Genomic DNA, 13,406 nt, shown 5'->3' with positions numbered 1-13,406 from the left:
TGCTCACGCAGACTCCCCATCTCGCCGGCCGAGGACGAACGCGAACCGGTCCGGGAACACCAGCACGGGCTCCGGATGAGCGACTCGCATCTCTTCGATGCCCTTCTCGATCTCGTTGTCGCTGAAGGTGGAGAGCAGGGACATGTAGCGGGCGCGCACCATGCCGAGATACTTGTCTCGGTCGATGCGCAGCTCATGCTCGACATAGCTGAGACCGGCTTCCAGCCCGGCAGCTCGCAGGTGCCCCTCGATGACGGCCGGGTCCGGCTGCAGCTCCTCGAAGCGCGCGAGAGCCGCCTCGAACAGCGGGTACCGGATGGTGGCCGGGAGCATCACCACCAGCAGCCGGCCTCCCGGCGCCAGCCGCTCGGCCAGGCCGCGAAGCGTGTGCGCCGGATCGGCCACGTGATGCACCGACTCCTTCAGCCACATCGCATCGAGCTGCTCGTACGGCAGTCCCGTACGTCCTTCAGCGATCTCCTCGGCGGAAGCAACGACGGGTGTCAGGTCGGCCGGAGGCGGCGAGCCGAGCTGACCGAGCATCGCCTCGGAAGGATCGACGCACAGAATGGGATGGCGGGGCTGGAGCTGCTTGGCCACTTCCCTCGCGAACAGGCCCGTACCGGAGCCGATGTCAGCGATCCGGTCCATGGGGCCCAGCCGCAGTGCCTCCGTGATCCGGCCCGACATCCAGGGAATGTAGTCCGGACCGTAGACCCAGTGCTCGTCGTACTCGGCCGCCAACTCCTCATAGTGCCCTCGCGCGTCGCGCCCCTCCACGATCCCCCTCGCGTGCCGCTGGTTGTGCCGAACAGGGCACCAGGCAGGCTATCGCGGGTACTTGATCGGCAACAGGCTGTAATTGGACGTTGGCTGGCCGCTGTTCACCATCCCTGCTGGGGGTGCTCCCACCGGCGCGGCGCCCACCGGTTCAGTTTCGCGGGGTCCCCACGTGGTTGCTGTCTCCGTGCGGCCAGACCCTTTGGGCAGGATCCTGAGCAGTCGGATACACACGTGATGCCACCTGAGCACGGCGCCGCCGGCGGACGGACCACGCCGCGTACGCCGCCCCGCCGATGAGTACGCCGCCGCCAAGGCCCCCGAGGATCCAGGGCGTTGCGCTGCCTCCACTACCGGATTTCGTCGACACGTCTGGCGCTGTGCTCTCCTGCTTCGACGAAGAGGAGGCTGATGACTCTGGCGTCTTGGACGCGGCCTGCTTGAAGTCGGGCAGCGGGTACACGCCAGCTGAGCCGGGGGTGCCAGGGTTCGTCAACGCGATGCGGGGGCGGACGGTGCCGTAACCGAGGTAGTCCGTGCGCTCCTTGCCGTTCTTGGGCTTGCCCGCGGTGTTGAGCATGACCCGCAGGACCTGGTTGTTCGTCCAGGTGGGGTGCTTGGACCAGATCAGGGCGGCGGACGCGGACGCGATGGCGGTGGCATCACTGGTGCCGTGTGTCTTGCACAGTTCCGTACCGCCGAGGCAAGCGGCGACCATGGCCTCGCCCGGTGCGACCAGATCGACCTGGGGACCGTGCTGCGACTCCTTCGTCGCCTTGAGGTCCTTGCCAATCGCTCCGACACCGACCACACCGGGCGTGGCCGCCGGGTATTCCAGTTCGTTGAGGGCGCTGCCCGTGTTGCCCACGCCCGCGAAGATCAGCTTGCCCTTGGACAGTGCGTAGGCGACGGCCTCGTTCAGCTGCCGTGAATGGGCGGTGCTTGCCTGCGAGATGTTGATGACCTGGGCGTCCGAATCGGCCGCGTACCGGATGGCCTTGGCCATGTAGGTGGGGTAGTCGTCCGGGTTGCCGTCGCTGCGGCTCTGCTCGATGAAGTCCGGGATGCGGATCGGAAGGATCTTCGCCCCCGGGGCCAGGCCGTAGGAGCCCGTCGTTCGACCTTTGGCTCCGGTCCCGGCGATGAGGACGGCCATGGTGGTGCCGTGGCCGTCGTAGTCCGAGTGTTCGTCCCCGGGGTGCTTGGAGTAGTCCTTGCCCGACACGACCTGGCCGCGCAGGTCGGGGATGTCGTCCTGGACGCCGGTGTCGATGACTGCGACCGTGATGCCTTTGCCGGTACTCGTCTTCCACATTTGCTCGGCTTGCATAGCGTCCAAGTACCACTGCCGGTCGCGGACGGTGTCGGCATGCGCGGGCGTGACGGCGACGCCCGCCAACAGGATGCCGGCGACGGCTGCCACGATCTGGCCGTGCCGTGTGGCCTGCTTGCTGCCGGTGCGCATGGTCATCCTTCTCGTCGTGGGTGTTCGTCGGGCCCGCTGGGCAGGCGTGGCGTGCTCGGTCTGTCTTCCCCGCCCTCCGCCCGCTGATCCGTGCGGTTGCGCGAGCGATCGTTGCGGGCGGAGTGGTCACCACCGTACGGGGCACGGGTGACGGCGGAGGCACCGCGGGCGGCTGTTCCACCGCTCTGCCGCCGTGCGTCGTCTGTCTCCGTTCCCCGTACGAGTCCGGCGCCTCCGGAGGTAGACCCTGCCGGTCCACGCTGTCGGGATGTTCTGGGCTGCCCCCCGACGATCCCATCGGACTGCGCAGGCAGGCGCGCGCTCTTCGACGCACTTTCCGGGTTTGCCGTACGGCCGTTGCTGCCGTACGGCGTGAAGCCAGTGCGGGCTCCACCCGGCACGGTGCCGCGCCCCGTTGGAGACTGCCGCTCACTCGCGGTACCGCCGACAACGGTGCCGCGGGGGATCGCACCAGCTGTTCGTCCGCTCGTCGACGACAGGGGGCGGCCGCCGGTGATGCCGTTGGCGCCTCTGGCCGCGCCAGAAACGGCCTGCCCACGACCAGGGATTCGCTGGCTACCTGACATCCCGGAGCTGAAGGGGCCGGTTGGTCCGCGCCCGGGTACGCGCGAACTTCCCGAAGTACCAGAGCCGGACGCCGTAGGCACAGGGCCTCGGCCTCCGTACACGGATCGCCCCTCGCTCCCCCGAACACCGGGCGGAATCGTCGTACCGGCCCCGAGCGCGGGTGGCAGTAGCCCAGTCGGCGACGACGTCCTGCCGTCCACACCGCCTGAACCCGAAGGGAGACCCGAAGTGGACGGGGGAACCGCTGGAGCGGACGGGAGCGTGCTGACGCTGTCGATCGCCGTGTTCGTCGTGTCAGCCGGGCGACCCGGCGTCGCGTCTGGCACTACCGGCAGGTCCGCCGTGTGGTGGCGTGAGGCTACCTGCGGCGCCGCGCTCGTTCCGCTTGAACTGGTGGCAACGGCGGCCTTGTGCCCGGACACCCGAGCTTGTGTCGTCGCCCCCTGGCCGGCCGCGCCACCGGAGGACGGGGCAGAAATGTGGATTCCGCCATCAACCTTGGTCGGCACGAACTGCTTCGGCAGCTCCGGAAACTCGGGCGCCTCCAGCGCGTCGATCTGCTCCGTCGAGGCGGTGTACGACTGGGCCAGCTTCATCATCTGACCGGCCGCTTCGGCGCTGTCGTTGCCGTACGAGGTCTTGGCCTTCGTCACCTCGGTGTCCGTGGGGCCGCCGCCGTGGTTGCCGACGTCGGTCGCGCTCGCCGCGTGTGCGTCGAGTACCGACCGTGCGGTGGCGCTCTGCATGCGCAGGATCTCCAACTGGGGCTTGACCTCGTGGAGCGTGCTCGCCGCGTGGCCAAGCCACTTGCCCGCGGTCTCGCTGTAGTCGCCCAGGCCCAAGGTGGCCAGCGCGGCCTGGTGGATCCACGTCCGGAACGCCTCACCGCCCTCGCCCTCCCACTCGACAGCCAGGCTATGGGTCCGCAGATCGGTGCCGATCTCCTTGATCGTCTTCGCGGCCTGGGTCAGCAGATCGCCGAGTTCCGTGGCCGTCGCTCCGTCCGCGGGCTCGACCATGGACCACAGCTGCTCGGGGTCATGCGCCGCAAACCGGGCCTGCTTGACCATCTGCCAGGCCCGGCTGCCCAGATCAGACATGGAGCTGTCCCGCCTCTCCCGTCACGAATGCGGTGGCGTCGCCCATCATCGACAGGGACATCACAGACCGCCCGCTTCCGCATCCGAGGGCTGGGAAGCCTTCTGGTCTTGGCCACGAGCCCCCGAGGCGTCGCTGACAGGTTCCTTCGTTCCCGACCCCGGCTGGTCAGCGCGTAGTTCGTCGGCTTCTACCCTGATTCGGCTCAGTCGAGAGCGGATGTCGTCATCGAGGTCGTGATAGCCGGCCTTCGACGCGTCGACCGTGACGACCAGCCCCTCGATCTGAAGCGCCAACATCTTGGACAGCTTCTCCAACTGGGAGTGCACTCGGGTGTAGGAGGTGTGCAGCGCGTCGGCCTCGTCGAAGTTGCCCAGACGCCCGGCCGGGAGAGCGCCGTCCGCGATCCTGTGCGGGGCGGCCTTCGACTTCTCAAGCTGAGTCAGGAGGTCATCCACCCGCTTCTTGAAGGTGGTCAGCGTCTCGCCCTCGATGCTCAGAACCTGTGCCGCGGCAGCACCGATACCCGAGAAAGGCCCGATGCCCGAAGCCACGACCGCGCCCGCAACCCCTCCCAGGGCAGCAGCAGTTGGCTGCGGATCTCCCGTGCTGTCGACCGCCACTACGTCCTCCCCGTACGGCCAGCTTCTCTGTAAGCGCCTTGGCCTCTCACTGGCAGTGCCTCTGCAATCCCCGTCGGTAACAGAAGCAACTCCTGCAAGATAGTCGCGATCTTGTGTCTTCGCGGAATCCTGTTGCCACTACGGCGCGGGGCTGGCTGAAAGCCGACCCCGTCGCACGTCGGGTCACCCCACCCCTGCCATCTCTCACCTGCTGTGGGGCTACGGCAGGGCGAGAGCGAGTTGTCGCCAGGCGTGCAGACCATGCCGTGAATGGCCGATGCGAAACGGTCCTCCGACGGTTCGTCCAAGGGCGCTGTGTCGCGGTCTCACTCCGTTGTAACCACTGTGACAGCAGGTCACGTCCGTGGGCATGAGTATGGGTACTCAGTCGCCGTGGCAGATCGCGCGGATACAGTGCGTTGCGACCACGAGATAACGTCCGCACCAGCAGGCTCAGGCAGCGCCGTGGAGGCGCACAGGGGGAGGTATCGCCGGTGGCATGGGACGAGTGGGAACAGATGAAGGCCGCGGCGGCCGAGCGCCACTCCACTCATATGCAGCTCAATCAGATGGTGCCTGACTCCGGTGGCAGCGCCCCGGCGAGTGGGGCGAAGACCGGGACGGGCGACGACTCGGGCAGCCTCCGCCACACGAACGGGCCGTGGGGCCGCGCGGCCGATACGGCGGACGACCTGAAGACGAGCACCGAGTCCACGAAGAAGAGCCTGCAGTCCAGCCACACGGGCGTGTCGAGCGGTGCTTCCGGCCTGGCGAGCCTCAGTGCGTTGAAGACCGTGCTCACCTCCTGGGAAAACCGGCTGGAGGCCGTACGGGACGAGTGCGAGTCACTGGATCCCAAGCTGCGCGCCGTCGCCAAGGACATGGGCGAGACCGACAGCACCGTGGCCGCCAAGGCGCGCGCTGTGCACGTCTCGGAAGGGGACAAGGGCCAGTGACCTCGACGCTGACCTGGCAGCAACTGCGGGATCTATCATTGTCGGAGCTGGATGACGCGGCCGACGGCTGGGCCAAAGTCTCGCACCACGCGGACGCCTCGGCCGAACGCGTGGATGCCGAGATGTCCGGCTCCCTGGCAAAGACGCAGGAGAGCGAGGCGGCGAAAGCAGCCATCCGTCGCCTGAACCGCCTGAGCAGCAACTACCACTACATCCACGCCGAGTGTGGACTCATCCGTTCCTCTGTGGACGGTCTCTCCACCGAACTCGCCGCCCCTCAGCGACGGCTGAAGGACGCACTCGATGATGCCGCCACCCTGTCGTTCACGGTGAACCAGGACGGGAGCATCGGGTATCCCGCCGGTGGCGAGAACACGATGACCGGGGAGAAGATCCCTGGCGGGACGGTGGTGGGCAACGACGGCACGCTCACCTCGGGCAACAAGGGGCTGTTCCCACCAAACGAGAACGGGCTGTACACACCTGGCACCGGCCCTGGGGGAACACCCGGCCTGATCAATCCCAACCCCAACCATGCCAAGGCACAGGACATCGGCGACCGCATCGCCCACGCTCTGCGCGAGGCCCGGGAGATCGATGAGCGTTACCAAACGGCACTGAGCAAACTCAAGGCAGGCCCTGGACTCACGGTCGACGCGAAGACCTGGGCCGACGCTGCCGCCGACGTCAAGGCCGTGGGTGCTGCCCAAGCGGATTACCTGAAGGACAACATCCCTCTCGACAAGTCCCCCGCCGCTCGCAAGGACTGGTGGGTCCACCTCACGCAGGAACAGCGGGAGGAGTACCTGGCGGTTTACCCGGACGTGGTCGGCAACCTGGACGGCATCCCGGCCATGGTGCGGGACGAGGCGAACCGGGAGAACATCCAGCTCCTCATGGGGAAACTCTCAGGACAGCACGACGAGAAGTCGAAGACGATTCTGGACGGGCTGAAGTCGATCGATTCCCAGCTGCGGAACCCGGTCCCGGGTTCACCACCGATGTACCTTCTCGGAATCGGAGATCAGGGCAACGGACGGGCGATTGTTTCCTACGGAAATCCGGATGCCGCCAAGAACGTATCGGCGTATGTACCCGGCCTCGGAACTGCCCTGGACGCAGACTTTGCGAGAAACGATCTGAAGAGGGCCCAAGACACGGCCATCGATGCACAGAAATACGACCCCTCTTCCGCCTCAATCGTATGGCTGGGATATGACGCGCCGCAGATTCCAGCATCGGAAGTCATACACAATGCGGACGTTATGTCCATGCACGACGCGAAGGTCGGGGCGGCTTCCTACGACAATTTCATGGCCGGCATCTCAGCCACGAACGAGCATGCCGACCCCCACATCACCGCCATCGGCCACTCCTATGGCTCACTCACCGTCGGCCAGGCGGCCCAGCGGGAAGGTGGCATCCCGGGGGTCGACGACATCATCCTCGTCGGTAGCCCTGGCACCGGTGCCGACAACGCGGCGGACCTCAACGTCGGCAAGAACCACGTCTTCGTCGGTGCGGCAGAAAATGACCCGGTGACAATGCTTCCCAACCACAGGGAAGCGGGCGGGCTCGGCGTAGGGTCGGGCGTTGGCGCTATCGCGGGAACCGTTCTAGGGCATCAGTCGGGCGGCGGTTTCCTCGGAGACATCGTCGGTGGCGCGTGGGGTGCAGCCGTTGGCGGAGTCGCGGGCTACGACATCGGGGACAGTACGAGTGATCCCGACGAGATCTGGTTCGGAACCGACCCGGCGAGCAAGGAATTCGGTGCCCGCCGCTTCGCTGTGGACGACGGTCCAATGCCATCGCTCCACGATCCGGCGCCCGCTCACTCGAACTACTTCAATCCGGAAAAAGATCTACAGTCAGCGACCAATATTGCCAAGATCGTGGCAGGGGAATCCGATCGAATTAAGATGGAACAATGGCGATGACGAATCTGAAGAAACTGCTCACACTTGGCGTTATTGCCACATGCCTGCTTTCAGGGTGCAGCGCGGCAAAGGATGCGGCAAGTTCCGCGTCTGGGGAGAGTAAGAAGCCCGCTATGAAAATTACGATGCAACAAGCGGCCGACCGCGCGGACTCGATGCTCGACGCCACGTTCGACGCGATTAAGCCCGAGGTTCACTGGACTCACGGTGCAACGACAACTGGTAGCTGTGACCTCTCAAGGCGTCGGGTCGTCATGACGACTATCTCCCAGGAGAGGTTGGGCAGCTTCCTGGGATTGGTGCAACGTTCCTGGGAGAAGAGCGGATACCACATCAAGTCGGTGGACAGGGATGAGAAATTTCCTGCGATCTATGCCCAGTCAACCGATGGTTTTGGCATCGACCTCACCGTGGGCGCGGAGAGGCAGGTCTTCTTCGAGGTGGCCACCCCGTGCGCCAAACCATCCGACGTTGCCGATCCGACAAGTTCGCCCAACGGGCCCGCCTACAGCTACCCCATCCCCCACCCCAACGTTCGCTCTGACTTCTGGTCGTCTACTACCCCGGTCGCCTCTGCCACGCCGAGCGACAAGAGCTGAACCTGCCGTGCCGACTGACTCGTTGGCGACTTCGTCAGACCCCCACACTCAGCAGCAGCTCCGTCAGACGATCCGCCGCATCCGGACGCCCGGCGGTACGGGCCTGCTGAGCCATGTGCTGACGCTTCTCAGGTGAGGCGAGGATCGGACTGACCGCCGAGCGCAGGCCCTCCGGAGTGACCGCGCCCTTCACCAGGGCGATCGCAGCACCCGCCTGCTGCAGGTGCAGCGCGTTGTGCTCCTGCTCGTTCCCCGCCGACGTAGCCAGCGGGATCAGCACCGCCGGCTTGCCGAGGGCCGTGAGTTCGGCGATCGTGCCGGCGCCGCTGCGGGAGATGACGACGTCGGCCAGGGCCAGCACGTCGGGGAGTTCCGGTCCGACGAAGTCAGTCACCAGGTAGCGGGGCCGGGCATCGCCCGACAACTGGGCCGCGTACTGGCGCGACTCCTCGATGGACGTAGCGCCGCACTGGTGGATCACGTTGGCCTGGGTGAGCAGCCAGGGCAGGATCGCGCGGACAGCGGTGTTGATCTGGACGGAGCCCTGGGCGCCGCCCGTGACGTACACCGTCGGCAAGGTGCGGTCGAAGCCGGCCAGGCCGAGCGTGCTGATCGCTTTGTCCGGTCGCCCCGTCAGGACCTCAGGGCGGACCGGGTTGCCCGTGACCACCGCCGAGTTACGGACCGACTCCGGCAGGAGGGGCAGCGTCGACTCCGACGAGACCGCGACCCGCGTCGCCGCCCGGGCCAGGGCACGATTGGCCAAGCCCAGGCGGACGGTCTGCTCATGGATGACCAGCGGGCGGCGGCAGAACTTGGCGGCCAAGCCGACGGGTACGGCGACGTAGCCACCCGTAGACAGTACGACGTCCGGCTTGAACTCGGAGACGATCGCGCGGGCCTGAGCAGCGCCGAGCGGGACGCGGCCCATGTCCTTGATGTTGGCCGGCGAGGCCAGCTTGAGCGGGTTGCTGGAGCGGCGGATCTTGCCGGTCGTAACCGTCTTGAAGGGAATGCCCTCGCGCTCCGCAACGCGCGCCTCCAGCCCGGTGGCCGTGCCGACCCACAACACGTCCAGGCCGATACCCAGACCGGCCAGTCGAGCACTCGTCGTACGGATCGCGGTGAGGGCGGGATAGGTGTGACCGCCGGTCCCGCCGCCCGTGACAATCAGCCGGAAGGGGCGGCCCAGGGCGGCGAGGCGGCGGTCGAGGTCGGCGCTGGTCACGTCGTGGGGGCTTCCGTTCCGGCGGGCGCCGGGGCGCTGCCCGGGCCGGGGGACATTCGGACTTGCCGGACGATATCAGGCAGTCGGACCTTCGTGAGGAGCCGTCCGACGCCCCATGGAGTGGTCCCGAACTGCCCCAGATACGTGCCCAAGGTGCGCTGCTGGTCGCCGGTCAACACGAACTCGCGCACCCCTGCCTCCGCATACCGGAAGCGTCGCGGATCGCGGACGTTCTCCCGGCGCCGCGCAGCTGCCAGGAACGCATCGAGGTCGAAGCGCGCCGTCTGGCGCAGCGCCTCGGGCGGGTCGGTGCGGAAGATCTCGGAGAGCGTCAAGCGATGGTAGTCGGCACCTTCGCGCACGAGCGCCTCGACCTGAGTGCCGCCGCCCACTCCGACCCCGATGTCGCGAAGCACGGCAAGGCAGGCGCGGGCGGCGAGGTCCGCGGTGTTCTCCAGGGCCTCGGAGAGGATCCGGGTGCGGTAGGTGTAGAGCAGGTTGTTGCCCAGGTGGCCGTCCACGTACTGGTCGATGTTCTCGGTGGCGTACGACAGCAACCTCTCCCGCTCCTCCCACAGTTGGTTGTCGGTCTCGACCCCGAACTCCTTCAGGACCGCCGTCAGGGCGGAGCCGTGGGGCAGCGTCCGCACACGCTCCAGCCAGGTCATGGGCGAGATCTGGTGGGCGCGCAGGATGGCCAGGAGGACGGCGAAGACATCGCCGTTGTAGAGGGAGGCCAGGAGCAGGTCCATCACCCGGCACTCCCGGTAGTCCTCGTACGGCATGTCGGGGACCGTGACGCAGACCTCGTCCAGTTCGGCGGCGCGCAGCTCCTCGCCGAGGACGGTGTAGGTGCCGTAGCAGCGCGGAATGACCCGCCACCTGGTGACCAGGCCGTGTTTCCGTCGATACTCCTCGGTGCACATCTCGCTGCCGGGCAGCAGGGTGAGCTGGAACATGTTCAGGCGGTCGAAGCCGGCGTCGACGAGCTGGCGCAGCGTGCCGAGGTGCTTCGCCTTCGAGTCGCCGGGCAGGGCGAGGATGACCTCGCTGTACGTTCCAGCGCCGGCGTCTGCCGCCGCGAGCGCGATCTCCATGAGCTTGTCGGCGTCGATGTTCGACCTGGCGATCCTGCGCAGGACGTCGGGGTCGAGGGACTGGACGGCGCCGGAGAGGCTGATCGTGCCGGGGACCTGGGCGACGGCGGACAGGACACGGTCGCGTTGGTTCTTGCCGGTGGTGACGTTGACGACGCGCGGCCAGCCGTACAGCTGCTGGCATTCGGCGAGCACCCGGCAGGTCTCGTGGTCCCCGGGGAACATGCCGAAGTTGCTGTCGGTGATGAGGAGTTCGTTGCGGGCCGAGCCCGCTTCGAGCAGTGGCTTCATGTGGCGGCCGATGTAGTGCAGCTCGTCGCGGATCTGCTGTTCGTGCTTCTTGGCGACTCGTTGGAAGTACTGGGTGCCCTCCTGGCAGAAGGTGCACTTGAAGGGGCAGCCGCGGTTCGTCTGGACGGTGGGAACGAGCTTGCCGTCGAAGAACTCGTCCATGCGGCCGGACAGATACGGAGAGGGGACGGAGGACAGGTCGTGGATCCGCAGGCGTGGTGGTGGGGCGTGGAGTGTTCCGTCGTTTGCGAGGCTGTGCACTCCGGGGACGTAGCCGCGCACGTCGGTGCAGGCGAACTCGTTGAGGGTGTGCAGGAGTTCGGCGAAGGCTGGCTCTCCCTCCCCGTCGACGTAGAAGTCGGCCTTTCCCGCCAGCCGTTCGTGCCAGAAGTCGGTTTGGTCGGGGAGGCGGAGCGGGTAGTGCGGGCCGCCGAAGACGACGATCGTCTCGGGGAAACGCTTCTTGATCAGCTCGGCGAAGGCGAGTGAGAGGTGGCTGTTCCAGATGTAGTGCGAGAACCCGATCACGTCGGGCGGGCCGTCCGCATCCAGCGCGGCCGCCAACGCCTCGGGGTACTTGAAGAGACGGATCGGGTGGGCGAGGTCCAGCTTCGTGGCCGCGTAGGTGGCCAGGCCCCCGATCGCCTGCGGCATCGTCTCCGCGGAGATCGTCTGCTGGGTGTACGTCAGGTCGGCCAGCCACGTCTTCAGCGTGATCCGGGGGCGGGACGCCGGGCGGACGGTCGGGGTGGGAAGTGGCACGGAGGAGGCGGTCATGGCGTGACCTCCTCGCGGCGCAGGAAGATCTGCAGGAGCAGGCGGCGTTCGTCCTCTGGCACGTCCTCCTGGCCGGCGCCGAGCGCCTCGCGGCCGTGGCAGCTCAGGTGCTGGTTGACGATGAGCATGTCGCCCTGGCCGAGCAGGAACCTGTGCTGCCCGGTGATCAGCTCGCGCTCCAGGGCGCGGGCCGCCTGCATGTATGGGTCGTCGGGGTCGGCCTCGGCGAGCATCTTCGCCGTGAACCGGACGAAGCCCTCCAGCGGCGGCAACCCGTCGATGACGGGGAACGGCTTCCACTCCTCGCCTACGCCGGTCAGGTCGTCGAAGGCCCCATCCTCATAGCGGGGATGCGCCAACAGCTCGGCGTCGTCGTAGCCGAGTCGTTCCACGGCTCGGCGGATCTGCGAGACGAGGCTGTGCCCTTCACCCTTGGGGTCGGGGCGTACACATAGCAGCGCGCTGTAGTCGGGCGGGCGGGTGGAGTTCACGATGTCCAGGTGCATCGGGTTGTAGCCGACCCCGGTCGCCCGCATCGGGTCGATGGTCAGGTTGGTGCCCAGCGGTTTCCACAACGGCCACCGGTCGAAAGCTCGGAGAGGGGTGGCGATCAGGGAGACCAGCGCCGTGACGGCCTGCAGCCCGGTCTCCACGGTGCCGGCGGTGTCGAGAAGCCCGGCCAGTTCCAGCACAGCGAAGCCTTCACTCTCAAGTGAGTTGAGCAGCCGGTCGCACGTGGCGACGAACTCGGCGGTGTGCGACAGCTCCGACAGCATCCGCCGACAGGCGGTGCTGGACTCCGCGGACAACAGCCCTTCGGAGAGCTGCCAGTCCGGCAGGGACGTGGCGCACTCGGCCAGTTCGGCGGTGAAGTCCTTCGGCAGTGGCACGCGATACGACGGCACTGACGGTAAAGGCATGAGGAACTCCCTGAGTTGGGTGTGGTGGGTGAGCGGTGTGCCGAGATCCGGAGGTGCGGACGCTCTCCGAGATGTGGCGAACCGGTCGCTCCGCTCTCGCTCGCCTATGGGAGGAGCAGCGCGGCAAGATCGCCGAGGTCGACGACGAACCAGATGATCAGCAGCACGGGTACGACCAGCAACGCGAACTGGAAGCAGCCGAAGCCGTAGCGCCGTAGGAGCCGGAGCGGATGGCGAAGCCCCCAGCCCACAAGTGCCGTGCCCGTCCGGCGCGGTCGGACCTGCCGGCGGATCGTGGCTCCGGGCGTCGCCCTCATCGGCGCCTGCTCTTCGATCCGAGGTCGTGCCCCCGGCTTTCCGGACCAGGCCCGCCGCTTTCGTACGAGGCCGAGGGTGCGATCGGCGCGATCGGGAAGATGCACCAGGCGACCGCCCCGTCGACGGTGAACCCCCATCTCCCGCCGAGCTCGTCGATGAGCGTGTCGACCAGCCACAGGCCCCGCCCACTCTCCATCTCCCACCCGACGTGCACCGGTCCGGGCACTGCGGAGGGCGAGTAGTCGTTGACCTCAAGCCGCACCTGCCCGCCGACGTGCCGCATCCGGAGGCCGACCGAGTTGCCGCGCCCGTAGACGACCGCGTTGGTGATCAGCTCCGAGATCACCACTTCCGCCGAATCGACCCGCGCCACGCGCATGCGGCACACGTTCCGCAGCCACGCGCTCCCGATACGCCGGGCGTGCTCGACCCGCGACACATCCCGCACGAAGGCGACGTCGACGGGCGATGGATGCCACGCGAGTGCCGGAGCCGTGGACGCGGCCCTGGCTCCTGCGGGACTCGGGGGAGCGGGCAAAGCCGTTGTCGGAACTGCAGGCACCATCGCCCAGCCCTTCCGCAGGTCAAGGGGGATCAGGAGCGCAGGGCGCGCTCTGTGGCCCAACCACCGTGCCCCGTGGGAAAGTTGCTTCGCAACGAAACAGCTAAAGAAATTTCACCGCGAACGAAAATGGCACATGACACCGCAAGCGCATGGTCTGTTGCAGC

General features: G+C 67.2%; 12 protein-coding genes. 4 read left to right on the top strand and 8 right to left on the bottom strand.

Features of this window, described 5'->3' with window-relative positions; genetic code table 11:
- Nucleotides 1-3: 3 nt before the first annotated feature.
- Nucleotides 4-780, bottom strand: a complete 777-nt coding sequence (locus tag AB0I51_RS05715) for a class I SAM-dependent methyltransferase (RefSeq protein ID WP_362971765.1) — start codon at nucleotides 778-780, stop codon at nucleotides 4-6.
- 151 nt (nucleotides 781-931) lie between these two features.
- Complete coding sequence (mycP, locus tag AB0I51_RS05710) at nucleotides 932-2,251, bottom strand: type VII secretion-associated serine protease mycosin (protein ID WP_362971763.1); 1,320 nt, start codon at nucleotides 2,249-2,251, stop codon at nucleotides 932-934.
- A gap of 843 nt (nucleotides 2,252-3,094) precedes the next feature.
- Between mycP and AB0I51_RS05705 the strand changes: the two genes are divergently transcribed.
- The gene (locus tag AB0I51_RS05705; RefSeq protein WP_362971761.1) at nucleotides 3,095-3,436 is read left to right on the top strand and encodes a hypothetical protein; all 342 of its coding nucleotides are present in this window, start codon (nucleotides 3,095-3,097) and stop codon (nucleotides 3,434-3,436) included.
- Nucleotides 3,437-3,993: 557 nt separating this feature from the next.
- Here AB0I51_RS05705 and AB0I51_RS05700 read toward each other — a convergent pair.
- Nucleotides 3,994-4,554, bottom strand: a complete 561-nt coding sequence (locus tag AB0I51_RS05700) for a hypothetical protein (protein ID WP_362971759.1) — start codon at nucleotides 4,552-4,554, stop codon at nucleotides 3,994-3,996.
- Between the two features lie 494 nt (nucleotides 4,555-5,048).
- On the opposite strand from AB0I51_RS05700, the gene AB0I51_RS05695 reads away from it, so the two are divergent.
- The 3 genes from AB0I51_RS05695 to AB0I51_RS05685 are packed head-to-tail and all read left to right on the top strand — an operon-like array spanning nucleotide 5,049 to nucleotide 8,046.
- A complete protein-coding gene (locus tag AB0I51_RS05695; protein ID WP_362971757.1) occupies nucleotides 5,049-5,510 on the top strand; it encodes an amino acid ABC transporter permease in 462 nt (153 codons plus the stop codon).
- Nucleotides 5,507-7,447, top strand: coding sequence for an alpha/beta hydrolase (locus tag AB0I51_RS05690; RefSeq protein ID WP_362971755.1), 1,941 nt, complete (start codon nucleotides 5,507-5,509; stop codon nucleotides 7,445-7,447). Before AB0I51_RS05695 ends, AB0I51_RS05690 begins: the two co-directional genes overlap by 4 nt.
- Nucleotides 7,444-8,046, top strand: a complete 603-nt coding sequence (locus AB0I51_RS05685) for a hypothetical protein (protein WP_362971753.1) — start codon at nucleotides 7,444-7,446, stop codon at nucleotides 8,044-8,046. Before AB0I51_RS05690 ends, AB0I51_RS05685 begins: the two co-directional genes overlap by 4 nt.
- A 34-nt stretch (nucleotides 8,047-8,080) precedes the next feature.
- Here AB0I51_RS05685 and AB0I51_RS05680 read toward each other — a convergent pair whose 3' ends face one another.
- From AB0I51_RS05680 to AB0I51_RS05660, 5 genes are all read right to left on the bottom strand, one after another.
- The gene (locus AB0I51_RS05680) at nucleotides 8,081-9,274 is read right to left on the bottom strand and encodes a UDP-N-acetylglucosamine--N-acetylmuramyl-(pentapeptide) pyrophosphoryl-undecaprenol N-acetylglucosamine transferase (protein ID WP_362971751.1); all 1,194 of its coding nucleotides are present in this window, start codon (nucleotides 9,272-9,274) and stop codon (nucleotides 8,081-8,083) included.
- Nucleotides 9,271-11,439 carry a radical SAM protein gene (locus AB0I51_RS05675; RefSeq protein WP_362971749.1) on the bottom strand — a complete coding sequence of 723 codons (2,169 nt, stop codon included), beginning with the start codon at nucleotides 11,437-11,439 and terminating at the stop codon, nucleotides 9,271-9,273. Before AB0I51_RS05675 ends, AB0I51_RS05680 begins: the two co-directional genes overlap by 4 nt.
- Nucleotides 11,436-12,329, bottom strand: coding sequence for a TauD/TfdA family dioxygenase (locus AB0I51_RS05670; RefSeq protein WP_362971747.1), 894 nt, complete (start codon nucleotides 12,327-12,329; stop codon nucleotides 11,436-11,438). Before AB0I51_RS05670 ends, AB0I51_RS05675 begins: the two co-directional genes overlap by 4 nt.
- 134 nt (nucleotides 12,330-12,463) lie before the next feature.
- Complete coding sequence (locus tag AB0I51_RS05665; RefSeq protein ID WP_362971745.1) at nucleotides 12,464-12,676, bottom strand: hypothetical protein; 213 nt, start codon at nucleotides 12,674-12,676, stop codon at nucleotides 12,464-12,466.
- Complete coding sequence (locus tag AB0I51_RS05660; RefSeq protein ID WP_362971743.1) at nucleotides 12,673-13,242, bottom strand: ATP-binding protein; 570 nt, start codon at nucleotides 13,240-13,242, stop codon at nucleotides 12,673-12,675. The genes AB0I51_RS05665 and AB0I51_RS05660 overlap by 4 nt, the downstream gene beginning before the upstream one ends.
- Between the last annotated feature and the right edge of the window lie 164 nt (nucleotides 13,243-13,406).

The sequence above is a fragment of the Streptomyces sp. NPDC050549 genome (assembly GCF_040655035.1).
Classification (GTDB): Bacteria; Actinomycetota; Actinomycetes; order Streptomycetales; family Streptomycetaceae; genus Streptomyces.
This window is presented reverse-complemented; position numbering and strand designations above follow the sequence as displayed.

Coding starts and splice junctions, on each gene's coding strand:
- AB0I51_RS05685 (WP_362971753.1), top strand. CDS start 7,444: ATGACGAATCTGAAGAAACTGCTCACACTTGGCGTTATTGCCACATGC.
- mycP (WP_362971763.1), bottom strand. CDS start 2,251: ATGACCATGCGCACCGGCAGCAAGCAGGCCACACGGCACGGCCAGATC.
- AB0I51_RS05660 (WP_362971743.1), bottom strand. CDS start 13,242: ATGGTGCCTGCAGTTCCGACAACGGCTTTGCCCGCTCCCCCGAGTCCC.
- AB0I51_RS05665 (WP_362971745.1), bottom strand. CDS start 12,676: ATGAGGGCGACGCCCGGAGCCACGATCCGCCGGCAGGTCCGACCGCGC.
- AB0I51_RS05675 (WP_362971749.1), bottom strand. CDS start 11,439: ATGACCGCCTCCTCCGTGCCACTTCCCACCCCGACCGTCCGCCCGGCG.